At 71.5% G+C, this 23,725-nt stretch carries 21 protein-coding genes and 2 tRNA genes; 7 read left to right on the forward strand and 16 right to left on the reverse strand.

Annotation, left to right across the window (positions count from 1 at the left end):
• Positions 1-141: 141 nt before the first annotated feature.
• Complete coding sequence (locus tag F9C12_RS38500) at positions 142-900, reverse strand: hypothetical protein (RefSeq protein WP_409463726.1); 759 nt, start codon at positions 898-900, stop codon at positions 142-144.
• A gap of 80 nt (positions 901-980) precedes the next feature.
• Here F9C12_RS38500 and F9C12_RS38505 point away from each other — a divergent pair, with 80 nt between their 5' ends.
• Complete coding sequence (locus tag F9C12_RS38505; RefSeq protein WP_409186750.1) at positions 981-1,802, forward strand: hydrolase; 822 nt, start codon at positions 981-983, stop codon at positions 1,800-1,802.
• Positions 1,803-2,201: 399 nt separating this feature from the next.
• Here the strand turns inward: F9C12_RS38505 and F9C12_RS38510 are convergent, their stop codons facing one another.
• Positions 2,202-2,780, reverse strand: coding sequence for a TetR/AcrR family transcriptional regulator (locus tag F9C12_RS38510; RefSeq protein ID WP_409463727.1), 579 nt, complete (start codon positions 2,778-2,780; stop codon positions 2,202-2,204).
• Between the two features lie 79 nt (positions 2,781-2,859).
• On the opposite strand from F9C12_RS38510, the gene F9C12_RS38515 reads away from it, so the two are divergent.
• The gene (locus F9C12_RS38515; RefSeq protein ID WP_409463728.1) at positions 2,860-3,801 is read left to right on the forward strand and encodes an NADP-dependent oxidoreductase; all 942 of its coding nucleotides are present in this window, start codon (positions 2,860-2,862) and stop codon (positions 3,799-3,801) included.
• Here the strand turns inward: F9C12_RS38515 and F9C12_RS38520 are convergent.
• The 3 genes from F9C12_RS38520 to F9C12_RS38530 form a co-directional block, all read right to left on the reverse strand.
• A complete protein-coding gene (locus F9C12_RS38520) occupies positions 3,798-4,163 on the reverse strand; it encodes a hypothetical protein (RefSeq protein WP_409467137.1) in 366 nt (121 codons plus the stop codon). The genes F9C12_RS38515 and F9C12_RS38520 overlap by 4 nt on opposite strands.
• A gap of 94 nt (positions 4,164-4,257) precedes the next feature.
• Positions 4,258-5,268: a 2Fe-2S iron-sulfur cluster-binding protein gene (locus F9C12_RS38525; RefSeq protein ID WP_409463729.1), complete on the reverse strand. Its 1,011-nt coding sequence runs from the start codon at positions 5,266-5,268 to the stop codon at positions 4,258-4,260.
• Between the two features lies 1 nt (position 5,269).
• Complete coding sequence (locus F9C12_RS38530) at positions 5,270-6,499, reverse strand: cytochrome P450 (protein WP_409186755.1); 1,230 nt, start codon at positions 6,497-6,499, stop codon at positions 5,270-5,272.
• Between the two features lie 137 nt (positions 6,500-6,636).
• Between F9C12_RS38530 and F9C12_RS38535 the strand changes: the two genes are divergently transcribed.
• Positions 6,637-7,572 (forward strand): AraC family transcriptional regulator, encoded by a 936-nt coding sequence (locus tag F9C12_RS38535; RefSeq protein ID WP_409463730.1) that lies wholly within the window; start codon positions 6,637-6,639, stop codon positions 7,570-7,572.
• A gap of 171 nt (positions 7,573-7,743) precedes the next feature.
• Here F9C12_RS38535 and F9C12_RS38540 read toward each other — a convergent pair whose 3' ends face one another.
• Both F9C12_RS38540 and F9C12_RS38545 read right to left on the reverse strand, forming a co-directional pair.
• On the reverse strand, positions 7,744-7,950 hold the full coding sequence (locus tag F9C12_RS38540; protein WP_409186757.1) for a hypothetical protein: 207 nt from the start codon (positions 7,948-7,950) through the stop codon (positions 7,744-7,746).
• Positions 7,947-8,168, reverse strand: coding sequence for a hypothetical protein (locus F9C12_RS38545; RefSeq protein ID WP_409463731.1), 222 nt, complete (start codon positions 8,166-8,168; stop codon positions 7,947-7,949). The genes F9C12_RS38540 and F9C12_RS38545 overlap by 4 nt, the downstream gene beginning before the upstream one ends.
• Before the next feature lie 209 nt (positions 8,169-8,377).
• On the opposite strand from F9C12_RS38545, the gene F9C12_RS38550 reads away from it, so the two are divergent.
• From F9C12_RS38550 to F9C12_RS38560, 3 genes are all read left to right on the forward strand, one after another.
• Entirely contained in the window at positions 8,378-9,241 is an 864-nt protein-coding gene (locus F9C12_RS38550) for an alpha/beta fold hydrolase (RefSeq protein WP_409463732.1), read from the forward strand.
• A gap of 69 nt (positions 9,242-9,310) precedes the next feature.
• Positions 9,311-9,595 (forward strand): hypothetical protein, encoded by a 285-nt coding sequence (locus F9C12_RS38555; protein WP_409463733.1) that lies wholly within the window; start codon positions 9,311-9,313, stop codon positions 9,593-9,595.
• Between the two features lie 51 nt (positions 9,596-9,646).
• Positions 9,647-14,167: an HAD-IC family P-type ATPase gene (locus F9C12_RS38560; protein ID WP_409463734.1), complete on the forward strand. Its 4,521-nt coding sequence runs from the start codon at positions 9,647-9,649 to the stop codon at positions 14,165-14,167.
• Positions 14,168-14,170: 3 nt separating this feature from the next.
• On the opposite strand, the gene F9C12_RS38565 is transcribed toward F9C12_RS38560, so the two are convergent.
• The 3 genes from F9C12_RS38565 to F9C12_RS38575 form a co-directional block, all read right to left on the reverse strand.
• Positions 14,171-14,923 carry an HD domain-containing protein gene (locus F9C12_RS38565; protein WP_409463735.1) on the reverse strand — a complete coding sequence of 251 codons (753 nt, stop codon included), beginning with the start codon at positions 14,921-14,923 and terminating at the stop codon, positions 14,171-14,173.
• A gap of 12 nt (positions 14,924-14,935) precedes the next feature.
• Positions 14,936-15,880: a GlxA family transcriptional regulator gene (locus tag F9C12_RS38570; RefSeq protein WP_409463736.1), complete on the reverse strand. Its 945-nt coding sequence runs from the start codon at positions 15,878-15,880 to the stop codon at positions 14,936-14,938.
• A 297-nt stretch (positions 15,881-16,177) separates the two neighbouring features.
• A complete protein-coding gene (locus tag F9C12_RS38575; RefSeq protein ID WP_409463737.1) occupies positions 16,178-16,636 on the reverse strand; it encodes a hypothetical protein in 459 nt (152 codons plus the stop codon).
• A gap of 82 nt (positions 16,637-16,718) precedes the next feature.
• On the opposite strand from F9C12_RS38575, the gene F9C12_RS38580 reads away from it, so the two are divergent.
• Positions 16,719-17,321 carry a TetR/AcrR family transcriptional regulator gene (locus tag F9C12_RS38580; RefSeq protein ID WP_409463738.1) on the forward strand — a complete coding sequence of 201 codons (603 nt, stop codon included), beginning with the start codon at positions 16,719-16,721 and terminating at the stop codon, positions 17,319-17,321.
• A gap of 264 nt (positions 17,322-17,585) precedes the next feature.
• Here the strand turns inward: F9C12_RS38580 and F9C12_RS38585 are convergent, their stop codons facing one another.
• The 6 genes from F9C12_RS38585 to F9C12_RS38610 form a co-directional block, all read right to left on the reverse strand.
• Positions 17,586-19,865 (reverse strand): hypothetical protein, encoded by a 2,280-nt coding sequence (locus tag F9C12_RS38585; RefSeq protein WP_409463739.1) that lies wholly within the window; start codon positions 19,863-19,865, stop codon positions 17,586-17,588.
• 23 nt (positions 19,866-19,888) lie between these two features.
• Positions 19,889-19,961 (reverse strand) — tRNA-Tyr (locus F9C12_RS38590).
• A 9-nt stretch (positions 19,962-19,970) separates the two neighbouring features.
• Positions 19,971-20,045 (reverse strand) — tRNA-Leu (locus tag F9C12_RS38595).
• A gap of 950 nt (positions 20,046-20,995) precedes the next feature.
• Positions 20,996-21,817: an ACT domain-containing protein gene (locus tag F9C12_RS38600; RefSeq protein WP_409463740.1), complete on the reverse strand. Its 822-nt coding sequence runs from the start codon at positions 21,815-21,817 to the stop codon at positions 20,996-20,998.
• 53 nt (positions 21,818-21,870) lie between these two features.
• Positions 21,871-22,839: an aldo/keto reductase gene (locus tag F9C12_RS38605; RefSeq protein ID WP_409463741.1), complete on the reverse strand. Its 969-nt coding sequence runs from the start codon at positions 22,837-22,839 to the stop codon at positions 21,871-21,873.
• A 1-nt stretch (position 22,840) separates the two neighbouring features.
• Positions 22,841-23,629, reverse strand: a complete 789-nt coding sequence (locus F9C12_RS38610) for an SDR family oxidoreductase (RefSeq protein ID WP_409463742.1) — start codon at positions 23,627-23,629, stop codon at positions 22,841-22,843.
• Between the last annotated feature and the right edge of the window lie 96 nt (positions 23,630-23,725).

Below are 23,725 nucleotides of genomic sequence, written 5' to 3' on the forward strand. Positions count from 1 at the left end.
CGGCGGTTTCCTTGGGCAAGACAGAGACTAGGAATCCAGTCGGTTCGCGGAATCCCGCCGGGAACGACAATCCGGGTAGCTCTCAGGAGGGACAACCGGGTCGGCGGCCTTCGGCGGCCGGGGGAATGGCCGTCGTGCGCCTCAAGCAGGACGTGTGTCGCGGGGCCGGAGCCAGCCGTAGTGTCCGGGCAGACCCCACGATCGCCACTGGTTCCAGCCGTAGCCGGGGTACCACCAGGGACTGTCTTCGCCTCGATCGAGACGGTCGTAGGCGAGCAGGGCGTCCCGGGCTGTCTTGCACGTCGGGTGCGCTTGGCTGAACCGCGCGACCGCGGTCCTGGTCTTCTCGCTCAGCGTCCATTCGCGCACCGGGGCCGAGGGATCGTCGGTGTGCCACCAGGCGAACCAGTCGTCCTCGCCCCACAGCAGGTCTGTCGCCCAGCAGCACGCGAGACGGACGACGCCGCCCAGCGCCGCCGGGCCGGTGGCGGCGTCGATGCGCGCCAGCCAGGGCCGCAAGTCGTCGTAGGCGCAGGCCAAACCGCCCAGCAGCGCCACGAGAGCGCGGGAAGGCCAATGCTCCAGCGCATCCGCCAAGGCAGCGGCCAGCGCTTCCTCGGTGGCTCGGCGTTCGGCATCCGGCCATCCGGCCAGGTCGGCGTAGTCCGGGCCGAAAACCCGCGGTGCCAGGCCGGGATCGACCGCCCGGGCTCGCACCAGCGAGATCAGCCGGGGCGCGAGCCGCCGGCCCAGGAATCGCCATTGTTCGCCGGACCAGTGATCCCCGGCTTCGGACGCGATCGAGACGACAAGACGGTCGGGGACGGAGCCGGCGTCGCCGGAGAGGATGGCCAAGTCCTGCTGGGAATAGCACCGCAGGCAGCCGCCGGACAAGTCCACGTGCTCATCATCGCAGGCGGCAGCGCGCGAGGGAACGAACAGTTGACCTCTACCATGGTCGAGGTTTGAGAATCGCGATCATGACATTGTGGATCTGTGACCGATGCGGCATCGAACAACCCGGCACCCCCGGACCCCCGCGGTGCGTGCTGGACCGGGGCGAGGTCGGCATCGAGGAGCGCGGGGACCTGGGCCCGCATTCCGGGAGCTGGCGGACGCACGAACAGCTGGCCGCCGAACCGCACGTGGTGCTGCAGCGCGACCACGGCCGCGGGGTGCACAGCCTGCGGCGGGAGCCGGTGGTGGGCATCGGGCAGTGGTCGTTCGTCGTGCGGACCGCGCGGGGGAACGTGCTGTGGGACCCGCCGACCTCCATCGAATCGGACACTCTCGCCGCGGTCCGGGCGCTCGGCGAGGTCGTCGCGGTGGCGACCAGCCATCCGCACATGTTCGCCGCGCAGGTCAGCTGGAGCCACGCGTTCGGGCGGGTCCCGGTGCTGGTGAACGCCGCGGGCAAGGAATGGCTGGGCCGCACCGACCCGGTGCTCGAATTCTGGACCGAGCACGCCGAGCCGGTGCCCGGGGTCGAGCTGATCGAGGTCGGCGGCCACATGCTGGGCAGCTCGGTGCTGCGCACCCCGGACGGCACGCTCCTGTCCGGCGACACGATCAGCGGCGGCCTCGCCCCGGACTGGGTCTCGTTCCAGCGCAATTTCCCGAAGCACATCCCGCTGTCGGCCGCGGTGGTCCGGCGAATCGTGGACCGGCTGGACGGCTGGTCCTACGACCGGCTGTACACCCTCGGCGGGGACACCATCGACGCGGACGCCAAGGCCGTCGTGCACCGGTCCGCGGAGACGCACATCCGTTGGGTCAGCGGGGAATTCGACCATCTGACCTGACCGGGCCGCACCACCGGCCGCCGAGTACTTCGGTGCAGGCTTGCCGTAGTCGCCTTCGGAGGTGTGTTCGTGCGGTACGCCGAGGTCGCGGTAGGCGGCGAGCGTCTCGGCGGCCAGGACGTCGTCGGCGGCGAGGGCGATGTACTGCGGTTCGGACAGGCCGGTCGCCCATTCTCCGCGGCGCAGCAGGGAAACCGCGAGCGTCAGCCGGAGCCGGCGGTGCGGGTCGGCGACGGCTCGGCTGCGGACCAGGCCGAATGGCGCGGCGAACTCGCCGGTCGCGGCCGGTCCGAGCCGGCCGTCGGGGAGTGCTTTCGCGAGCATGGATTCGTTCGGGTCGGCGAGGCTGCCCGAACGCACGCGGTCCTGGCCGCGGCCTGGCGCTCCTCGCTCCGCGCTTCAGTCCCGCTCGCCGGCGGAGTGCCGGAGCCCGTCCATCAGCAGGTCCAGGAGGCGGCCCGCCAGAGCTGTGTGTTCGGGTGAACCGGCCACGGTGAAGATGCCGATGAGGGCGGCGGCGATGTCTTCCGCGGGGACGTCTTCGCGCAGTTCTCCGCTCGTGCGGCCTGCTTCGAGGATCGCGTCGATGGCTTCGAGCAGTTCGGTCCGGGTGCGGGCGTGCGCGATCTCGCCCGATTCGACCATCGCGAGCAGCGTGTCGAGCATGCCGTTCTTGGTCGCGATCCAGTCGCCGAACAGGTCCATCCAGCGGCGCAGCGCCGCGGCCGGGCCGAATTGGCCGAGCAGGTCGCGGGCGCCGGTGGTGAGCCGCGAGACCTGGTCTTGGTAGACCGCGTCCACCAGGGACTCCCGGGTGGGGAAGTGCCGGTAGAGGGTGGCGATGCCGACCCCGGCTTCGGCGGCGATCGCGCGCATCGACGGCTCGGTTCCGGCGGCGGCGAACAGCCGGGTCGCCACGTCCAGCAACTGCTGGCGGTTGCGGGTCGCGTCCGCTCGGGGGGTCTTCGCGGCGGCCAAAACGGATCACGCTCCATTTGTGCTAGGGTCGAAGGACGTAAACGGAGCATAGTCCGTTTACTCGGCTTCGAGGAGACAGGTGAGCGGGAAAGAAACGAGCCGGGCGGTCGAGTTCGAGGCGTTCGGCGGGCCAGGGGCCTTGCGCCTTCGCGAGGTGCCGGTGCCGCAGGCTGGTCCGGGGCAGATTCGCGTAAGGGTGACCGCGGCCGGGCTGAATCCGATGGACTGGTTCATGACTTCCGACGCGGAGACGGCCGCGCGGTTCGGGCTGAGCCTGCCGTGCGGGTTCGGCACCGACTACGCCGGGGTCGTGGACCAGCTCGGCGACGGCGTGAGCGAGTTCGCGGTCGGGGACCGGGTGTTCGGCGGGGCGCTGTCCCGGGCGGTCGCCGACTACGTCCTGGTGGACGTGGCGGGGACGATCGCGGCGGGCGGCGAGGCGCACCGCACCCCGGACGGTGTCGACGACCGCACCGCCGCGGCGCTGGCGATCGCCGGTTGTACCGCGGCTGCGGCGCTGGACGTGGTCAAGCCGGGTCCGGACGACACGGTGCTGATCGGCGGTGCGGGAGGCGGCGTCGGCGTGTTCGCCGTCCAGCTCGCCCGGATCGCAGGTGCGCGCGTGCTCGGGACGGGGTCGGCGTCCTCGGCCGAGGCCTTGCGCGCGTTGGGGGCTGAGCCGGTCGCGTACGGCGAGGGCCTGGTCGACCGGGTGCGGGCGCTGGCTCCCGCTGGCGTCACCGCGGCCATGGACCTGCACGGGACGGACACGGTGCGGGCGGCCCGCGAACTCGGCGTGCCGGACGAGCGGATCACCGCCATCGCCGCTCAAATCGACGGGATCACCCCGGGGAACGGGGCCAACGCGGCGCCGGACGCCCTCGAGAAGATCGCGGACCTGGTCGCGGCGGGACGGCTGCGGGTGCCGATCGCGGCGACCTATCCGGTCGAGGACGTCCGGGCCGCGGTCGAGCTGCAGGCAGGGCGGCACGTGCACGGGAAGGTCGTCATCGACCTCTAGCGCAGCCAGGGATGCCGCCCGGCGTCCGCGTCGCCGCAGTCCGGGCCGAGACAGATGTGCAGGCGCTGGATGCGGCCGTCGCGGATTTCGAACACATCGCAGAAACGGTGGTTTCCGCCCCAGTCGCCGGGCGGGTCGGGGTATTCGCAGCCCAGGCCGATCTGCCGGGCGCACGCCGGCTTCCCTCTGGCCCTGTTCGACGGCTGCCGCAACCGCAGGCTGGTCGCCACGGCGCGGCCTGCGCGAGGAGGCGGAGTTGTACCGGCATTGGACAGGAAACCCGACCGGCCGAGCACAAGGCGATCCTGGAAGCGGCACTGGCCCGTGATGCGGATCTGGCGGCCGAACGGCTTCGGGACCATATCGCGCACCCGGCGCAGCTGCTGATCAGCTGCGCCGAGGACGAGCCGAACCGGCCGGAGAACCGGTTGGCCTGCAAGGGATTTCGGGTTCCGGTCAGGTCGTGGCCGGGGTGAAGTTCTCCCGGTGGATCATCCGCGGCGCCATCCGGCGGCGTTTGAACGCCTTCACCCCCGCCTCGACCATCGGCGGCGGTCCGCAGAGCCAGCCGGACCAGCCGCGGGCGCTGGGGACGTCTTCGAGGAACCGGTCGGTCGGGAAACCGGTGCGGTACGTGCGGTTCCCGGGCTCGTGAGACAGCACCGGGACGAACGAGAAACCCGGGTAGCCGTCGGCGAGTTCGGCCATCAGGTCGAGGTCGTAGAGGTCGGCCTCGCCGCGGACTCCGTGGTACAGCAACACTTTCCGGGCCGGATCGCGGGACAGCGCGGTGCGGGCGAGGCCGATCAGCGGGGCCAGGCCGGTGCCGCCGCCGATGAGGGCCATCGGGCCGCCGTCGTCCTCTTCCGCCGGGGGCAGGGAGAAATCGCCCAGCGGGCCGGTGACCTGGACCTGTTCGCCGACGGAGAGGTCCGCGAAGATCCACTGCTCGGTCGCCGCTCCGCCGGGCGCCAGGCGGACGTGCAGTTCCAGGACTTTGTCCTCGTCGGCCGTGTTGACCAGCGAGTACTGGCGGCGCACGCCGGTGCCGGGCACGGTGAGTTCGACGTACTGGCCCGCGTTGAACGCCAGCGGTTCGGGCAGGCCGAGCCGCAGGCGCCGGGTGTCGCGGGCGATGTCCTGGATTTCGCGGACGGTCGCGGTGAGGTCGCGCAGCGGGTGCGTGGTCCGGCCCGCGCCGCCCGCGGTTTCCACGACGACGTCCGAGCGGAGCCGGGCCTGGCAGGCCAGCGCCAGTCCGGCGGCCCGTTCTTCCTCGGTCAGGGTGTCGGCGGGGGAGTCGCGGTGGTCGACCGCGCCCTCGACCACCCGCAGCTTGCAGGTGCCGCAGGTGCCCTGGTTGCAGGAGTTCGGCATCCAGACGCCGGCGCGGAGGAAGGCGTCGAGCAGCGGCTGGTCCGGTTCGCACGGCACGGCCCGGCCGCCGGCGGTCGCGGTGAACGGCATGTCAAGCCTCCCACGCGACGTGCAGCGACGTCGGTCCGCGGAAGCCCCAGCCCCAGAACTCGACGTCCGAGGAGGTGTCGCGCTCCAGGTTCGGGATCGACTCGAACAGCTCCTCCAGCGCGATCCGCATGACGTGGTTGGCGAAGTAGATTCCGGCGCAGGCGTGGTTCCCGGCCCCGAAGGCCAGGTGCGGCAGCGGGGGCCGGTGCAGGTCGTAGCGGGTCGGGGCCTCGTAGACGCCGGTGTCGTGGTTGGCCGAGCCGTAGGACAGGATCACCGGCGTGCCCGCGGGCAGGTCGACCCCGGCGACGGTGACCGGCCTGGTCGAGATCCGCGCGGTGGCCGACCAGATCGGCGACGTCCAGCGCATCCCCTCGGAGATCGCGCGCGGGATCAGCGCCGGGTCGTCCACCACCTGCTCGAGCTGGTCGGGCTCGCTGAACAGGCCGGCCAGCGTCGAGGCCATGCCGTGGCCCGGTTCCTGCATCGCGCCGAGCAGATAGACGTAGATGGTCGGGTAGATGTATTCGCGGTCGCGGGTCTTGCCCGGCGGCATCCCGTCGTGCAGCCAGTGCGAGATCGCGGTGTCGGCGGGCTCGGCGATCCACTTGTCGATCAGCGGGTCGACCGTCGCCTGGATCTCGGCCTTCGCCTCGTCGCCCTGGACGAAGCCCTCCGGGTTGGCGAATTCGCCGTCCTCGGTCATGGCCGCGTTGGTGAAGGACCGGCTCAGCTTCGCGAACCATTCGCGGAGTTTGTCCGAGCTGACGTCGTTCAGGCCGAGCAGATCGCCGAGGGAGCGGACGCTGACCGGTTCGCAGTACTGCGAGACGAGTTCCGCGCGGCCGTCGTTCTCGAACTTCTCCAGGTACCGACGGGCGATGGGGCGGACGAGGCCGTCGATCCACCGGTCGACCTCGACCGGCTGGAGCGCGGGTTCGACCATCGAGCGCAGGTCGGCGTGGACGTCGCCGTTGACCCCGATGATCGCCGGATGGCCGAAGGTGCGGCCGCCGGCCGGGGTGATGACGGCCTCGAAATCGGGGCTGGTGGCGATCTCGCGGCAGATCTCCGCGGTCGTCGCGACGTGCGAGCCGAGCACCGGCACGTACGCCAGCGGAGCCTCGCGGCGCAGCCGTTCGTAAGGCTCGTAGGGGTTGCGTTCCAGCTGGGCCATGGTGATGCCGGCGATCCAGGACAGGTCCGGGGCGGTGGTGCTGTTCGTCGTCATTGACGCGGCCTCCTTCGTGCGGGTCGGTGCAGAAGGTAGGTCCGCGCGGGCCGGGCCCACGACACGCGAAGCGCGGATCCGGTACGGATCGCGCGACGAATCCGGCGCGTCGCCGCAGATCAGCTAGCATGCGGTCCATGTCCGCACGCCGGGGTGCGGCGCCGCGGGACTGGGAGCGAGTCTCGAAGTCGGTGGCCGCCGCCTACTTTCCGCACCAGCTGACGCCGCTGCGCGCCGGCCGCGAACCGCGGCTGACCCTGCGGACGCTGGACCTCGGCCCGGTGCTGATCGGGTACGTCGGATGGGGAGCCGACGTCGAGATCGCCTGCGACTACCCCGCTGCCTACGAGGTCAACCTGCCGTTGACCGGCCACCTCGCCAGCCGGGGCAGGCACGGCACGGTGACGTCCGTGCCCGGGCAGGCGACGGTTTTCCGGGCCGACACCCCGTCGCTGATCACCCACTGGGACGCGACCTGCACCGTGCTGGGGGTCAAATTCGACCGGGACTGGCTGGACCGCGAGGCCGAACGCGTTCTCGGCGCCGGGACCGTCCGGGCGGCGGGCGCGCTCCCGGACCAATTGCCTCTCGACCACGGCCCGGCACGCGACTGGCGGCATCTCGTGGCCGGGCTGTCGTCGCAGATGCGCGACGGCGCGCTGTTCACCGACCAGCCGATCGTCCGGGAACAGCTGGCGGGCGCGGTCGCGGCGGGGTTTCTTCTCGCCGGCTGCCCCGATTCCGGCCGGGTCCCGGCACCGCGGCCGAGGGCGATCACGCGGGTGGTGGACGCCGTCCGAGCGGACCCTTCGCGGGCGTGGACCGCGGCGGAGATGGCGGCTGTGGCCGGGACTACGGTCCGTCGGCTGCAGGAGAGTTTCCGGGAATGGGTGGGGTGCACGCCGACGGAACATCTGGTGGGGGTGCGGTTGCAGCATGCTCGGGCGGATCTTGAAGCGCACCCGGAATTGTCGGTGAGCGAAATCGCGGCTCGGTGGGGGTTTTCGAGTGCTAGTCGGTTTGCTGCGGCGTTTCGGCGGCGGTATGGGGTGTCGCCTTCTCGGGCGCGGTGAGTTCTCTGGCTGAGCGTGCGGGTCGGCGCTGCTTCGATCTTCTTTTCGTGCTGACCAAGATCGCGGCGACGCCGAGCAGGATCGCGATAATCGACGTGATGATGCCGATCAGTGAGGTGGTTGTCACGGGTTTCCTTGCTGTCGAGGCAGGAGTCCGGAACCGGGGCACGGTCACCGGCCGTTATTTCTGTGCTTCTTTGCTGAGAGCAAGACTGCGGTCGCGACCGTCAGAACGCCGACGATGACCAGTCCGGTTCCCGCCGTGGTCAGTGTTTCGCTGAATTCTGGATGATTCAGCAAGAAAGCGAAGACAAGGGCGAATAACGAAAGAAACGCGCCGATGATGCCGAGCAGAAAGCCGAGGCTGCTCTTCTTCATTGTTCTCCTCCCGGGCGGTCTTCAGGTCGTGATCCGAACCGATGCCGCTTCTTGTCCCGGTGCTTTCGGCGGTGGAACGCGGAGACGACCGGCACTGCCAAAATGCCCGCCGAGAACACGGCGATCATCACGATGCCCACCGTGTCGCCGCGGGGGAGCAGCGGACGAAGCACGAGCGAGTAGAAGACCTGCCAGATCACGACGAAGAACAACTGCACCAGAAAAACACGCCATCGGCGTCTGCCAGGACGAGCCACGGCACCCCCGTAATGAACCGAGTCCCCAGGAGTCGGATTCCGCGGTACCGGCCCCCTCCGCGCCACCCGGTCGGATGCCCCGTTTCCGGCTGCTCAAACCTGAAATCCTGACCGCGCCAAGCGCCCCGCCGCAGCGCGCGAGCCAGCCTCGCCGGTGAGACAGTGACAGCGTGTTCGACACTTTCGCGGAATGGGACATCCCCGTCAACGACTCCGTAACCGTCCACGGCCGAAGCGGCGGAGAAGGACCGCCCGTCGTGCTGTTGCACGGGCATCCTCGGACGCATACGACCTGGTACCGGGTGGCCCCCGCGCTCGCCCAGGCCGGGTTCAGCGTCGTTTGCCCCGACTTGCGCGGGTACGGCCGGTCGGCCAAACCCGCGCCCGACGGGAAGCACGAGGTCTACTGCGACCGCGCGATGGCCGCCGACATCGTGGCCTTGCTGCGCAATCTCGGGCACAGCCGATTCGCTGTCGTGGGCCATGATCGCGGCAGTTACGTCGCGTACCGGACCGCGCTCGATCATCCGGATGCGGTGTCTCGCCTCGGTGTTCTCGACAGCGTGCCCATCCTCGAGGCGCTCGAACGCGCTGGCGCCAAGTTCGCTACCGCGTGGTGGCATTGGTTCTTCTTCGGCTCGTCCCCGCACGCGGAGCGGGTGATCACGGCCGATCCCCTTGCCTGGTACCGACCGGACGAGCAAGCCATGGGGCACGAGAACTATCGCGATATGACCAGTGCGATCACGAATCCGGCCACTGTGCGGGCGATGCTGGAGGACTACCGCGCCGGGCTGACTGTCGATCGTGCTCACGACGAGGCGGACCGGGCGGCGGGGCGCGTCATCACGTGTCCGACCCTCGTCGCGTGGTCCGCGAAGGACGACATGGAAGACCTTTACGGCGATCCGGTCGCTGTCTGGCGCTCCTGGGTCAGCGGCGAGCTGACGTCCGCGCGCATCGAGTCCGGGCACCATATGGCCGAGGAAAACCCCGTGCAGCTGGCCGAAACCTTGGTCCGTTTCCTCGGTTAGCTTCCCCCGTCCGGGTGTTTGCCTTGCTCGTCACCGGGTATCAGAAGGGCCACGACGAGGAGGCGAGAGATGTCATCGCGCCCACGCAGCACCACGGGAACGCAAGACGGCCCGGGGACGAAACCCCCTGGGCGGCACAAGAACGGCCAAGCGGTGAAGCAGGACTCGGGGACCGCCGGGTTGAGACTGCCTTCGGAAATGCCCAAACGCGCGTTGTGGTGGGGCGGATTGGCAGCGCTGGCCGCGGTCGGAGTTCTCGAGTGGCCGGTCGCCGTCGTGGTGGGCGCAGGCACCTATGTCGCCGAGAAACTGTCCCGTGAGGACGTTCGCAAGGATGCCGCTGCCGGGGATTAGCACTGCGGAAGCTCGTGTTTCCGAAACGGCTCTGCGAAGAATGACGAGGAAATGACCGGTACCCTTCCTTCCTTGCTGTCGCGCGCACTCCGGCTTCCGGCCGCCGCGTTGTCCGTGCCCGAACGGCTCGTCCGCGGGGCAAGCCAGGCCGCGGGCGTTGCCGCCGAAGCGGTCAACCTCGGTGCTGACACTGTGATCACCGGGGCGGGAGCAGGCGTCCGGGCCACGACGTGTGCCGCGCGGGTGTTGCGCGAGGCGGTGGTCAGCGGGGCAGAGGGAACCGGCGCGGTGTGGCGGCACGGGCAGAAGCTCCATCTCGGACTGCACCCAGCGGCGGAAGGCGACGCGAGCCGGTTCGGCCGCTTGGTGCGCAAGCTGGCTCGGGAGGCGATGGCGAGGCCCGACGTCATCGCCGCCTACTGGGACGCCGGCCTGTCCCGGATGGTGCTGACGATGGCGGAAGACGCGGCCAGCGACCGCTTGGTGGAAGCACTGGCGGCCCGTGCGCGAAAGCACGGGCTGTCCGTTGGCGCCCAAGACGAAGCGTCCGTCCATCCGGGCGATCTCCGCGCGGTCCAGACCCAGGCGGCCGCACTCGCGATCAGCGGCGCCGGACTGGCGATGGCGGCGGCCACCACGCCGCTGCGGCTGCGGCGGCCGCCGCAAGTGCTGGATGCCGCGCTCACGGCGGTGCGGGAACATCCGCTCGCCCAAGAATTCTTGCGCGCCCGGCTCGGCAGGCCTGCGGCCGAATTGGCGGTCGCCACGGCCAATGCCGCGCTGCACGGCGTCGGGAAGTCTCCCGTCGACCTCACGCTCGACGTGCTGCTGCGCGCCGGGCAGCTCGCGGACGCGGTGGCGCAAGTGGTCGCGTTCGACCGGTCCTGCGACCGCCTGTGCGTGCCCGACCGCGACTGTCCGCCGACCCGGCCCGAGCGCCGGGCAGCCCCGCCGGATCCGGTCAGCGACTACGCCAAAACCGCGTTGACCGGCGGTCTGGTCGGCGCGGGAGCTACCGCGCTGTTCCAGCGCAACCTCAGCCAGGCCAGTTCCGCGATCCTCGCCAGTTCTCCGAAACCCGCCCGGTACGGCTGGACCGCGTACGCCTCCGGCGCCGGGCTCGCCCTCGCGCGCGAGGGGGTGCTCGTCCGGAACCCGGACCGGCTCCGGCTGCTGCAAGCGGCCGACACGCTTGTGGTGCACAGCAACGCATTGTGCGGCGACGAGCGCACGGTGCTCGAGGCCAATCCCAACGACCGCGAGTGGGCGGAAGGCAGGCTGTGGCAAGCGGCGCTGCAGGCGGTGAACGGCGAGGACAGCCCCGTGCGGCTGCGGCCGGCGCCGGACGATCCGGCGGCCGAAACCGGGTTGATGATCGCCTCGGCGGACGGCGCGGACGTGGGAACGGTGCTCGTCGGATGGGTGCCCGACCCGCTGGCGGAGAGCGTGCTGGACGCGGCCGGGCAGGCGGGCCTGCGGATCGTGGTCGTCCAGGACGGCTCCCCGGGCGGCGAGGCCGCGTTGGCGGACGAGGTCGTCACCGACCGGACGATGGCCGAGGTCGTCACCGGCTGCCAGGAGGACGGCCGCGTCGTGCTGACGCTGGCCCGCGTCCCGCCGGGCGTCGACGCGTCTGCCCGGGAGGCAGTGCTGGACGGCTTGCTGCGCGGCGATCTCGCGGTCGCGGTCGCGCACGGATGCGATGCCGCGGTCTGGGCCGCCGACCTGCTGTCGATCAGCGGTCTCGCGGGAGTCTGGCGGCTGATGCGCGCCGTTCGCGGTGCGCGCGCCGCCGGTGGCCGGGCGATGACCTGCGCCGAGGCCGCCGCGGCCTTGTCCGGTCTGGTGGTCGCCACGGACGGGCACCGGCAGTGGCGGCGTCTGCTGTCGCCGCTGGCCCGGCTCAGCCCGGTCGACCTCGCCACCGGCGTCGCGCTGGCCGGGGGCTGGCAGGCCGCGGTGGCGATGGCCGCGGAACCGGCTCCGGCGCCGCGGCCGCGAGTGGCCTGGCATGCGTTGCCGCTGGAGGAAGTGCTGCGCAGGCTGGCTTCGGACCCGCGCCGTCGCCGGGCGCGCCGCACCGGCCTGCCCGAACGAGCCCGGCGCCTGGCCGCGGAAGCCGCCGAACTGCCCGGAACCGCGCCGGTGGCGAGCGGGCTTCGGCTGGCCGGCGCGATGCGGGGCGAGCTGAGCGATCCGCTGACTCCGGTGCTCGCCGTCGGAGCCGCCGCGTCGGCGATTCTCGGGTCCACTGTGGACGCTCTGCTGGTGCTGGCCGCGATGGGGGCCAACGCGCTCGTCGGAGGGGTGCAGGGGGTGCGGGCGGAGCAGGCTCTGTCGGGCCTGGCCGCGACCCAGACCCAGCAGGCCCGCCGGCTCGCGTCGGAGGAAGCGCGGCCGGAAGTCGTGGACGCCGCCGAGGTGCGGCCCGGCGACCTGGTGGAGCTGCGGGCGGGCGACGTCGTGCCCGCCGACGCGAGGCTGGTGCGGGTGCAGGATCTCGAGGTCGACGAATCCGTGCTGACCGGGGAATCGCTGCCGGTGCCGAAACACACAGCGCCGACCCCGGCCTCGGACATCGCGGACCGCCGGTGCATGGTCTTCGAAGGAACCACCGTGGTCGCGGGATCGGCTCGGGCGATTGTCGCGGACACCGGGGACCGCACCGAGGCCGGGCGCGCCGTGGCGCTGGCCTCCCGCACGGCACCGGCTGCCGGGGTACAGGCCAGACTGCGGGAATTGACCCGCAAAGCCTTGCCGCTGACGCTCGCGGGCGGAGTCGCCGTTGCTGGCCTGTCGTTGCTGCGCGGGCGAACGGTGCGCGAAGCGGTCAGCGGGGGCGTCGCGGTCGCGGTTGCCGCTGTGCCGGAAGGACTTCCGCTGGTCGCCACGGTCGCGCAGATGGCGGCGGCGCGCCGGCTCAGCCGCCGGGGCGTGCTGGTTCGCTCCGCGCGCACGCTGGAGGCACTGGGCCGGATCGACACCGTGTGCTTCGACAAGACCGGCACGCTCACGACGAACGAACTGCGGGTCGTCAAGGTCGCGACGGCCGACGGAGAGATTCTCCCGCTGCGGCAGGCGGCGGAGACTCAGGTGGTGCGGACCGGGGCGCGGGCTTGTCCGTCCGAAAAGGACAGTTCGCGGGCCAAGCACGCGACCGATGCCGCGGTGCTCGCCGCTTCGCCGCCCGGCGAGGATTGGCGGCAGGTCGCCGGTTTGCCGTTCGAGGCCAGCCGCGGTTACGCGGCCGCCGCCGGGTTCGAGGGCGAAACCGGGTGGCTGGTGGTCAAGGGAGCGCTGGAAGTGGTGCTCCCGTGCTGCCCGGACGCCCCGGCGGACATCCTTTCGCGGGCGGAATCGCTGGCGGGCTCCGGCCTTCGGGTGCTCGCGGTGGCTCGCCGTCCGGTGGGTCCGGACCGGCTGGCCGAGGCCGTCGACGAACCGTTGGCGGACTTGGAGTTCGTCGGCTTGCTCGCGTTGGCGGACAGTCCGCGCCCCAGCGCGGCGCCGATGGTGTCCGGGCTGCGCGCGGCGGGCGTGCGCCCGGTCGTGCTGACCGGCGACCACCCGCGCACCGCCTTGGCCGTCGCCGTCGAACTGGGCTGGCCCGAGGACACCGCGGTCGTGACCGGGCAGGAGCTGGCCGCGCTGGACCGGGCCGGCCGGGCAGACCTGGTGCGCGAGGCCGGCGTGGTGGCCCGGGTGGCTCCGGAGCAGAAACTGCAGGTGGTCGAAGCGCTGCGAGCCGCGGGCCGGGTCGTGGCGATGGTCGGCGACGGCGCGAACGACGCCGCCGCCATCCGGGCCTCCGACGCGGGAATCGCGTTGGCCGCGCGCGGGTCCGCGGCCGCGCGCAACGCGGCCGACATCGTGCTGACCGACGGCGACCTGCGGGTGCTGGCCGACACGGTCGACGAAGGACGGGCCTTGTGGCGCAGCGTCGCGGACGCCATCAGCATCCTCATCGGCGGCAATGCCGGCGAGGTCGGTTTCACCGTGCTGGGCACGCTGCTGTCCGGTGCTTCCCCGTTGTCCACCCGGCAGCTGCTGCTGGTCAACCTGCTGACCGACATGTTCCCGGCGATGGCCATTTCGGTCACCCCCAGCGCCGCGCCGGACGCCGGGCAGAACGGCACCGTCGTGGGCACCGGCTCGCTCGGCGCGCCGCTCACCCGGCAGATCCGCGACCGGGGCGTCGTCACCGCACTGGGAGCGACCACCGCGTGGCTGGCCGGCACGGTGACCCCGGGCACCGCACGACGCACCAGCACGATGTCGTTGTGCGGCCTCGTCGGCGCCCAGCTGGTGCAGACCCTGTCCGGCCGCGCGCACAGCCCGCTGGTCCTGGCCACGAGCCTCGGCTCGGCGGCGGTGCTGTTCGCGGTGGTGCAGACCCCGGGCGTGAGCCACTTCTTCGGCTGCGCCCCGCTGGGACCGGTGGCGTGGGCGGGTGTCGGCGGCGGCATCGCGGTGGCGAAGTTCGCGCCGTCGATGCTGCCGGTGGTGGAGACGATCGCGTCCCGGATCGCGCCGAAGCCGGCCGGGCGAGCCGGTGTGTCCACAATGGACTGACGGTCAATCTCCCCAGGTGTTCGCGTCGAGGACCATGTCCCAGGTCGGATAGGGCACCTCGGGGCGGCGCTGGTGGAGGATCTCGCCGGGGAGCGTCATCGAGGGCGCCTTGCGGGGGTTCGCGAGGCTCTGGGAGACCATGACGTCGGTGAGGGCGCGGCAGCCGCCGAGCCGGGGATAGCGCGCGTGCACGCGGTCGGCGAACCCGGGCGGGAGCTGGCCGGGTTCGTCGGGACCGGTGAGGTCGATCCCGATGCCGGCCTGCGCGACGCCGATCTCGGCGGGGCGACGGCGCTGGAACACCGGCGATTCGTGCACGTGCTGGGTGGTGTGCAAGGCGATCGCGTCCCACACGGTGTCGACGCGGTGGTCGGTGATGCCGTGGCTTTCCAGGAACCGCGCGGCGAAATCGGCGCCCGCGACCTCGAACCGCTGATCGGACTTGACTTCCTCGGTCAGCCCCATGTCGTGGAGCACGCAGATGAGGAACATCAGTTCGGCGTCGTAGTGTTCGTCCGGCCGCTTGCCCTGTTGCGCGGCGGCGGCCCGCGCGAAGAGGAAGCTGCGCAGACTGTGGTTGCGCAGGAACGGTTGCTGCGCGCGGGTCACCAGGGTCTGGGCGCGTCTTGCCAGCCGGGTGGCGGGGAAGGACAGTTCGGCTGGTGCCGCGTCGGCCGCCGGTGCGCCGAGCGCGATCGCGGCGGCACCGGCCGCGGCGCCGCCGAGCACGGTGCGCCGGGAAACGGAATCCGACATCTGGGGTCTCCTTTACGAGTACGCGAACCGTTGCCGGTACGCGGTCGGGGTGATGCCGAGGACTTGGAGGAACAGCCGGCGCATGCTCTCGGCGGAACCGAACCCGCAGCGGCGGGCGACGGTCTCCACTCCGGCGTCGCAGGACTCGAGCAGGACGCGGGCGGCCTCGACGCGGATCCGGGCGACGTACTGGCCCGGCGTGACTCCGAGTTCCTGCTGGAACAGCCGGGTCAGCTGACGCACGCTCACCCTCGCGCGCGCGGCCATGCCGGACAGTGTGTGATCGCCCGCCGGTTCGGCCGCGACCGCGTCCAGCACGACCCGCAGCGCCGGGGTTTTCGGCGCCGGGACGTCGCTCCAGACGCTGAACTGCGACTGTCCGCCGGGGCGGCGCAGGAACACGACCAGCTGCCGCGCGGCGTCCCGGGCGACGTCCGGCCCGAGGTCTTCCTCGACCAGCGCGAGCGCCAGGTCGATCCCGGCGGTCACCCCGGCCGAGGTGACGATCCGGCCGTCGCGCGCGTAAATGGCGTCCGGGCGCACGGTGACGCTGGGAAACCGCGCGGCGAGTTCGGCGCACATCGCCCAGTGCGTGGTGGCCCGCCGTCCGTCCAGCAAACCGGCCTCCGCCAACAGGAACGCGCCAGTGCAGACCGACGCGACCCGGCGCGCGGTCCCGCCGAGCCGCCGGATTCCGTCGAGCAAGGCCGGAGCGGTGCCGTCGACCCGGCCCGGCGGCGGTCCCGGGACGAGCACCGTGTCGACCGGTCCGTCTACTTCGGACAGTGCACAGTCGACACTCAGCACCACTCCGGTGTCCGAGCGCACCGGCTGTCCGTCCACTGAGGCCAGCCGGACGCGGTAGCCGCCCGCGCCGTCGAGCACCTGGACCGGTCCGGCGAGATCGAGCAGCACCACGTCGGCGCACACCGCGACGACGATCTCCTTGCCTGCCATATTTCAAGTCTGGTCAGGAGATACTGGTGTCCACAAGGACGACTAGCCCACAGATCCGGCCAGGCCGCCCGGTCGGCCCCGCGGCCGGGCCCGGTGCGGAGTTCATGGCGGGTTATGTCGGCACGCCGTGGCGATCCGAGGTCGCTGATCCCGGGATTGGCTCGCCCGCCACAGTTGGCATGTGCGGATCACCGATCCCGCGCACCTAGCGCGGAGTTCGGGCCGTCCGCTGGCGATGGATCCGGCCACAGTGGACACTGCGCGGCCGTGGCTCATCGAGGCCGCCCGGGGCTGCGTTCAACCGTCTTGTGCGGCGCGGCGCAGCAATCGGGACATCAGGGCGTGGTGCAAGGGCACGGCGAGAGACCACAGCGCGGCGGCCGGTCGCCGGTCGAAGCGCACGAAGGTGGTCCACCGCACCCGCGTGCCGCGCAGTTCGACGACATTGCGCGCGGTCAGCAGCCAGGACCGGGCTTCGAGCACGGCCGCCTGACCGGTCGAACTCACCAGCGTCCACCCCAGCACCTGCGTCGGCGAGTCCCGCGGACCCAGCCGCAGGCCGAGCCCCACCCGCCACGCGAACCGGAGAAAGACGCGCACGGGCCGCGGAGCCTGTTCCCACACCGCACGGGCCCAGTGCTCAGGGGACCGGACGCCGGGCGTCGGGTCGCTGAATTCGAGGCCGCCGACGTAACCGGCGGAAGACAGGGCACCGACGGCGTCCGCCGGCTCCAGGACGATGCGCCGAACCTGCACGGGGACCTCGCTGTTAGTAGACAGGTATCTACTAACGGGACCGTACGGACGTGGTAGACAGGTGTCAACTAGAGTGGGGCGCATGCCGCCGCGCCGCCGACTCGATCCCGCCCAGCGCCGCGCCCAGCTCCTCGAGGTCGCCGCGCGGGAGTTCGCGGCCAAGCCCTACGACGCGGTGCAGATGGAGCAGATCGCCGAACAGGCCGGGATTTCGCGCGCCCTGCTCTACCGGCACTTCCACGCCAAACACGACCTCTTCGCGGCGGTGTACCGGCAAGCGGCCGACCGGTTGCTCGCGGACACCGAACCGGATCCGGCGGCGTCGCTGACCGAACAGATCACCCTCGGGCTGGAGGTCCATTTCGACTACTTCCTGGCCAACCGCAACACGGTCCTCGCGGCGAACCGCACCCTGGCGGGCGATCCGGTGGTCCAGGCCGCGATCACCGACGAGCTGACCGCGCTGCGGCAGCGGCTGGTCGACGCCTCCGGCCTGACCGGGCACGCGGGGGAGCTGCTGTCCGCCGCGTTGACCGGGTGGCTGCAATTCGTCCGGGTGCTGTGCGTGGAATGGCTGCTGACCGAAGCCATGTCGCGGGCGGAATTGCGTGACTTGTGCGTCGGCGCGCTGACGGGGGCGCTGGAGAAGATCACCGGCGAGGCTGAGGGCGGTCGGGAATCTTGAACCGGGGACGGGGAAATCGGCGCAGCAAAGCATCTCGGCACCGTTGACCGCGTTGCTGCTCGAAGGATTCGCCGCAGATTGGGGAGTGCGGCCAGCTCGTGCCGCTGGCCGCACTTTCCCAGTGCCCTCGGGCTCGCGCCGGGGAGAACCAGAAACGGTTGGAGGGACGGCACCGCAGCCGAGAGCCGCGAGAAACGCTTTGACCGGAGCCTTCTGGTTTCCGCGCCGCACGGTCCCGATCACGCTCGGGGACAGGGCAACCGTCTAGCGGCGCGCCGTCGCAGGCTCTGGCAGACACCAGTGCCTCCCCGTGGTCCAGCCGAGAAAACGCCGTCCGCCGTCGTCCGTCCGGCCCTCCGGGGTGAAGCGGCCGCCTTCCACCACGTGCGCCAAACCCGTTACCGCCGGGGCGAACCGCTCGGTCAGGCCTGCTCGGGCGACCTGTTCGGCGAGTCGGCCCAGGAGAGCGCGCTGGGTGTCGAGGTCGCAGAAGCTCAGGAAAAACAGCGCCTGCCGCCAGGCGTAGGCCGCGTTCTTGACGCCCTGCAGCGCCGCGTGATGGTGGTCAGTGCGGGTCGCCAGGCGGGTGACCGTCCACGTCAGCGACTCGGCGGCCAGTTGCGGTGCAGATGCTTCGAGCCGGGTCCGAAGGTCCAGCGTGTGCACCAGGACTGCCAGGTTCTGGGTCGTGAGGATCTGGCTCTGCTCCAGCACTGTGCCGTTCGCGGCGACCGAGCGGAGGATCTTCCGCGTCGGCTGGGCTTCGGCGGCTCGGGCCGCGCACAGGTCGGCGAAGTCGTCGGCGGTGCGTATGGCCAGTGCGCGGAACCGGCGCCGCGGCGGGGCGGACGGCCAGGATTCCGGCAGGTCGTAGTAGCGGGCGTAGAGCGTGCCCGCCATCGTGCGGCTGGTGAGTTCGGCCGCGGTGCGCCATTTCGCGGTGAAGGCGCCCATGAAGATGTCGGCGGCGACCTCCTCGACCAGCGGCATCGGCAGCCCGGCCTGTTTCGCCAGCGCGCCCAGTTCGCGCACCAGCGTGTTCGGCAGGATTGCCTGCGGGAATGCGTTGAGCGCGAGCAGGACCGTCTGGGCCAGCGTCTGGCGTGCCGCCCGCGCGGTGTCCGGACGTCGTGTTCGCAGCGGGTCGATCGCGCGGACCCAGGGCAGTTCCTCGATGCTGATCTGGTTTTCCAGGTCGAGCAGCAGGAGGCTTCGGCGGCGGCGGAAGGCCGCGTAGGTGTGGGCGTAGAGCGTCGCGAGCTGTTCGTCGGCGAAGTTCGCGGCCAGCAACTGCGCGGTGATCTGCGGCAGGACTGTCGCGAGGACGTCGGCCGAGGTGATCACGTTGCGGGCGACCAGTTCCTCGATCGGCGCTTCCAGTGCGCGGGCGACCTTGGCGACCAGGTGCGCGGGCGCGTCCTCGGCGACCGGTTCGAGGGACGGCAGCCCGCCGTCGGCAGGGAAGCGGTCCAGCCGCTCGGAAAGCGCGGCGGCGAGTTCGGCGTGGGTGGGCCGCGCGGCGACCGAGGCCTGCAGCGCGCGCAGCGCTGCTCGCGGTTCCGAGCCCGGTTCGCCGTGCTTGGTGATCGTGTTCGCCAGGGCGCGGCGGATCCAGCCGACGTCGCGTCCGGTCAGCTCCGTGCTGTCGTGCTCGCAGGCCAGCAGTGCGCGGTGCAGCCGAGCGAAGTTGCTCTTCGGGTGCGTGTGCGCGGTCGACGCGGTGTGCTGGGCGCTCGCGCTCGCGTAGTCCGCGAGCCACTCGGCGCGGCGCTGCTGCCAGTCGGCAGGCCAGGTGCGGCACGGCCAACCGCCGGTGATGCCGGTTTCGGCCAGCCGCGGCAGTTCGCCTTCTACGGTGTCGCACCACAGCGCGACCAACCGGTCGAAGAGCGGATGCCATACCTGCAGCGTTTCCAGCATCGCCGCGATCGCGGGCCGGGTGCGCGCCGAGCGCAGCGAGTCCCGGACTTCGCCGACGGTGCTCAGCCGTACCAGCGCGCCCGCGGGCCGCGGCGCTGCGCCGGGGAGCGGGGCCAGGCGCAGGCGAGGCAGGTACGGGCGAAGCTCGGCGACCAGGTCGAGCGCGGCTTCGGCGTGCCCGTGGTCCAGCAGCCACGCGACGGTCGGCAGCGCGGCGTCCTCCGGAAGCTCGATCCGGTAGGACTCGGCGGCCAGCATGGCGCGGAGCGTGTCGAGTCCGGCGTCGGTGAGATACCAGAGGTTGAGCCGTTCGCGGTCGGTCGTGCCCGGCCCGTCGGCGCACAGGGCGGCCTCGGCCGGGGACAGCGGGACCTCGGCCAGGAACCGGCCGGTGGCGAATCCGCCGTGCGCGACCTCGAGGGTCACCCACGCCGGAGTGCCCGCGACCGGGACCCGCGAGCCGATCCGCAGGGAACCGTCGGCCATGCCGGTGAGGACGTCCTGCCACTGGCTCGCTTTCGCCCCGGCGCGCCGGCGCGTCGCGCTGTCCTTCGCGGACAGGGCGGTGCGCACAGCGCGGGCGAGCTGCCCGTAGGCGTACCCCGGCGACGCGGTGTGTCCCATGTGGATTCCCCCTGCTCTCGAAGACTTGGAGGCAGGATTCGAACCTGCGCCTTCCCGGAATACAGCCGGGTGTTCTGCCTGCTGAACTACTCCAAGAGGCGGGGGTGGACATGGAGGCGGGACTCGAACCCGCGCCCTCCCGGTCCTGAGCCGGGCGATCCGCCGCTGATCTACTCCATGCCGTTTCCCCGCACCGGAGAGCCTATGCTGCCGCGGCACTGCGGCGCCACTGATATCTCAACGGTGAGCCTGGGGAGGCTTCCCGGCCCCGGTTCTGTTCTCATCGTTCGGTGGAGGTTGCTGGGGCGGGGCGGCCAGGTGGTATCCCAGCGGTGTGGGTCTGGTGTCCGGCGTGATGTACGCGCAGGAGGGTTTTGGCGCGGGGAGATTCGGCGGGCGTGAATGGCAGCGGCGGGCGGCGGAATTTCGAGGAGTTTGCCGGGGCGGCTGTGCAGCAGCACGGTGGTTCCGGTGACCGAGCCTGGGCTGCCGCAGCACTACGGCACCAGTGATATCTCAATGGTGAGCCTGTGGCGGCTTCCCGGCCGCGGTTCCGGTTAATCGGTCGGCGGAGGTTGCTGGGGGTGGGGCGGGCAGGTGGTATCCCAGCGGTGTGGGTCTGGTGTCCGGCGTGATGTACGCGCAGAAGCGCCTTGGCCCGGGCGAATTCAGTGGGCGTGAACGGCAGCAGTGGACGGCGGATTTCGAGGAGTTCGCTGGGTCGGCTGTGGAGCAGCAGATGGTTCCGGTGACGGTGCCGGGGAGCCTGGGCTGCCGCGGCACTGCGGCACCACTGATATCTCAACGGTGAGCCTGCGGCGGCTTCCCGGCCCCGGTTCTGTTCTCATCAGTCGGCGGAGGTTGCTGGGGTGGGGCAGGCAGGTGGTATCCCAGCGGTGCGGGTCTGGTATCCGGCGAGGTTTACGCGCAGGAGGGCTTTTGGCGCGGGGGAATTCGGCGGGCGTGAACGGCAGCGGCGGACGGCGGATTTCGAGGAGTTCGCTGGGTCGGCCGTGCAGCAGCAGGGTGGTTCCGGTGACGGCACCGGGGAGCCTGGGTTGCCGCGGCACTGCGGCGTCAGTGATATCTCAACGGTGACCCTGCGGCGGCTTCCCGGCCCGGTTCCGTTCTCATCGTTCGCCGGAGCTTCCCGGGACGGAGCAGGCGGCTGATATCCCAGCGGTGCGGGCCTGGTATCCGGCGAGATGCACCCGCAGAAGCGCCTTGGCCCGGGCGAATTCGGCGGGCGTGAACGGCAGCAGCGGACGGCGGACTTCGAGGAGTTCGCCGGGCCGGCCGTGCAGCAGCAGGGTCGTTCCGGTGACGCGCTCGTCCCGCACGCGGACCCCGGTTTTCCGGCGGACCGTGCAGGATTCGCCGAGCAGGGCGCTGAGGAGGGGGCGCACGTCGGCGTCGGCGTCGGCGGCTTGGGCGGCGATGGCGAGCATCCGGGTCGGGAGGTCGACGAGGTCGTGCGCGTCCGCCCGGACGACCCAGACGTTCTCGCCGCCGCCGGAGCGGGCCGCCTCGGCGACGTCTGCGCTGGTGGTGCCTTCCGGGGCGCGGAGGAGGAACTCGTCCACCGCGCCGTCGGGCGAGGTGAGGACTTGCATGGCCGCGATGTCGTAGCGGTGCGCGGCCAGGGTGGCGGTGAGGGCGGCCAGGCTTCCGGGCACGTCGCGCACGGTCGCGCGGAGGCGCCATTCGACCGCGGCCCCTTGTCCGGGCGCGGAGGTGCGCGGCGGCCGGTGGCTCCAGCGGTGCCGCAGCGTGGCGGCGGCGATGAAAAGCCCGCCCAGCGCGAACATCAGCGCGGGGGCGACGCGGTTGTTCGCGAGGGTGCTGACGAACAGGTCGGCGATGCCGGTGGCGAAGAACAGCGCCGCCAGTTCGACCAGTTCCCGGTTGACCGAACGCTTCCGGCTCGTGCTCGGTGTCTCGGATGCTGTCATGCCCTCCAGCGTCGGGGCGCCCGTTTACCGCTGACGTCGCGTCCTGTCACGATTCAGTTAACCAGCCCGGGCGGCGGCGTCCACACCAGTCGCGGATCGGTCTGCACGAAGCTGCCCAGCAGCTGGTCCACGCGCATCAGGACGTCCAGATCGAGCCGGACCCCCGCGGCCTTCGCGTTTTCGGTCAGCTGCTCCGGCTTGCTCGCCCCCACCACCGCCGAGGCGACGGTTTCGTGTTGCAGGGTCCAGGCGAGCGCGAGCTGGGCCATGGTCAACCCAGCGTCGTCCGCGACGCCGCGCAGCAGCTCCACCCGGTCCACCAGCTCCGGGTACCGCAACGGCCGCGCGTACGCCGGTCCGGTCGCGCGCGAGCCCGGCGGGACCGCGCCGTTGCCGTATTTGCCGGTCAGGACGCCTTGCGCCAGCGGGACCGCGGCGAACTGGCCGATGCCGAGCCGGTCGGACACCGGGATCACCTGTGCCTCCGCCACGCGCCACAGCATCGAGTAATGCGCCTGGTTCGAGATCAGCGGCACGTCGTAGCGCGCGGCCGCCTCGGCCGCCTGGGTCAGCTGCTCCGCCGTCCACTCCGCGGTGCCGACGTAGCGCACTTTGCCTTGCCGCACCAGGTCCGACAGGGCCAGGAACGTTTCCGCGACCGGTGTCTTGTAGTCGAATCTCAACAGCTGGTAGACGTCCACGTAGTCGGTGCGCAGCCGCCGCAGCGAGCCCTCCAGCGACGCGATCACGTGTTTGCGGCTCAGGCCCGAATCGTTGGGCCCGGGGCCTTCGGGCCAGAACACCCCGGTGCACAGGACCAGGTCGTCGCGGCGCGTGCCGGCGAACGCCGCGCCGAAAGCGGCTTCCGCGGCGCCGCCGTCCCAGGCCGCCGCCGTGTGGAACGTGGTGACGCCCGCGTCCAGCGCCGCGGCGACGCAGCCGGGCGCGTGGTGGTTGTACCAGTTGCCGTAGGCGATTTCGCTCACGGCGAGCCCGCTCGCGCCGAGCCTGCGGTACTCCACTTCAGCCTCCTTGGACGGCCATCTCGTCGATCCACGCGTCCACCGCGCTGGCCTTGCGCGCGAACGATTCCCGCACCGATTCGTGCGGCAGGATCAGGAACTCGTCCCGGGAAAGGCCGCGCACGACCGCGTCGGCGACGTCCTCGGGTTCGAGCAGCGGCGCGGCGGCCGCGATGGCCAGCGCGGCCGGGTGGCCCGCGGCGAGGCCCGGCTCCAGCAGCGCGGTGCGGACGCCGAGCGGGCACAGCGCGCTGACCCGCACCCCGCGCGGCCGGTAGGTGATCGCGAGCCATTCGGCCAGCGCGACGGCCGCGTGCTTGGTGACCGAGTACGGCGCGTCGCCCGGCACTCCGAGCAGGCCGCCTGCCGACGCGGTGAGCAGCAGGCAGCCTTCGCCGCGGGCGAGCATCGAGGGCAGCACCGCCTGTGCGGCGTGGACGTGCTGCATCACGTTGATTTCCCAGGATTTCGCCCACTGTTCGTCCGCGGCGTGCACGCCGGTGCCGAACGCGGCGCCCGCGTTGGCGCAGAACAGGTCCACCGGCCCGAACTCGCCGCGCGCGCCCGCCACCAGCGCTTTCAAGTCCTTTTTGGACGTCGCGTCGGTCACCGTCGCGACGGCTTGCCCGCCCGCGTCCCGGATCTGCGCCGCCACGCGTTCGGCCCCGTCCGCGTCGAGGTCGGACACGACCACCCCGCGCGCGCCCTCGGCGGCGAACCGGCGGGCCATCGCGGCCCCGATTCCGTGCGCCGCGCCGGTGAGCACGACTACCCGCCCGCTCAGTTCCACGTGCGCTCCACTATTTTCTCCGACGTTGTTACCGGCGTGAGCAAAATGTATTTCTTGACTGTCAGCTGGATGATAAAACCCCTGTTCAGCGGCCTG

Origin of the sequence: Amycolatopsis sp. GA6-003 (assembly GCF_046267895.1) — a bacterium.
GTDB lineage: Bacteria > Actinomycetota > Actinomycetes > Mycobacteriales > Pseudonocardiaceae > Amycolatopsis.

Bases quoted from the DNA above. Each gene is read 5' to 3' on its own strand.
- F9C12_RS38585 (WP_409463739.1), bottom strand. From the start codon at position 19,865: ATGGGACACACCGCGTCGCCGGGGTACGCCTACGGGCAGCTCGCCCGC.
- F9C12_RS38570 (WP_409463736.1), bottom strand. From the start codon at position 15,880: ATGGCAGGCAAGGAGATCGTCGTCGCGGTGTGCGCCGACGTGGTGCTG.
- F9C12_RS38560 (WP_409463734.1), top strand. From the start codon at position 9,647: ATGACCGGTACCCTTCCTTCCTTGCTGTCGCGCGCACTCCGGCTTCCG.
- F9C12_RS38530 (WP_409186755.1), bottom strand. From the start codon at position 6,499: ATGACGACGAACAGCACCACCGCCCCGGACCTGTCCTGGATCGCCGGC.
- F9C12_RS38540 (WP_409186757.1), bottom strand. From the start codon at position 7,950: ATGAAGAAGAGCAGCCTCGGCTTTCTGCTCGGCATCATCGGCGCGTTT.
- F9C12_RS38565 (WP_409463735.1), bottom strand. From the start codon at position 14,923: ATGTCGGATTCCGTTTCCCGGCGCACCGTGCTCGGCGGCGCCGCGGCC.
- F9C12_RS38600 (WP_409463740.1), bottom strand. From the start codon at position 21,817: ATGACAGCATCCGAGACACCGAGCACGAGCCGGAAGCGTTCGGTCAAC.
- F9C12_RS38520 (WP_409467137.1), bottom strand. From the start codon at position 4,163: ATGGTCCCGAAGCCGTTCGGCCGCCAGATCCGCATCACGGGCCAGTGC.
- F9C12_RS38525 (WP_409463729.1), bottom strand. From the start codon at position 5,268: ATGCCGTTCACCGCGACCGCCGGCGGCCGGGCCGTGCCGTGCGAACCG.
- F9C12_RS38535 (WP_409463730.1), top strand. From the start codon at position 6,637: ATGTCCGCACGCCGGGGTGCGGCGCCGCGGGACTGGGAGCGAGTCTCG.
- F9C12_RS38580 (WP_409463738.1), top strand. From the start codon at position 16,719: ATGCCGCCGCGCCGCCGACTCGATCCCGCCCAGCGCCGCGCCCAGCTC.
- F9C12_RS38505 (WP_409186750.1), top strand. From the start codon at position 981: ATGACATTGTGGATCTGTGACCGATGCGGCATCGAACAACCCGGCACC.
- F9C12_RS38555 (WP_409463733.1), top strand. From the start codon at position 9,311: ATGTCATCGCGCCCACGCAGCACCACGGGAACGCAAGACGGCCCGGGG.